We start from the raw sequence: 507 nt of genomic DNA on the forward strand, positions 1-507 counted from the left end.
GGCGAATGCACCGCCGAGCACCGCAAAACCGACGCCCTTGCTGTGTTCGGTGAATCGGTCGAGAAATGCACTGCGGGCCGCTTCCTGCATGCCGCGAGTCTGCTCCCAGAAGGGCACGTCCGGATACTGCTCGCGCAGCAGGGCGGTCACCTGTTGCAGGTAATCAAAGCTGCTGAAGAACGCCAGGTAGTTGCCGGCGCGCTCGCGATATTGCTGGGCGATGAGCGCGACCACGGCACCCAGCGAGGCCTGGCGGTGCTGATAGCGGGTCGAGACATGCTCGGCCAGGCATACCCGCAGCTGATCGGCCTGGAATGGCGATTCGACCTCGATCCAGGCGCTACCCGTGGGCAGGCCCAACATATCGGCATGGAACCGGCGCGGGTTCAGCGTGGCCGAGAACAGCACCGTTGAACGAGCCTGCTTCAACCGTGGCGCGAGGAAGGGTGCCGGAGCCACATTGCGCAGGCACAGCATCGAACGCTTAGTCTTGCCGCGGCCAGTTGC

Annotated in this window: 1 protein-coding gene; it reads right to left on the reverse strand. The window is 64.5% G+C overall.

Going from position 1 to position 507, the window contains the following annotated elements:
• The coding region (locus tag CXQ97_RS21385) for a helicase C-terminal domain-containing protein (protein WP_219815514.1) at nucleotides 1-507 on the reverse strand (507 nt) is incomplete at both ends.

Origin of the sequence: Arthrobacter sp. B0490, from assembly GCF_002929355.1 — a bacterium.
Lineage (GTDB): Bacteria > Actinomycetota > Actinomycetes > Actinomycetales > Micrococcaceae > Arthrobacter_D.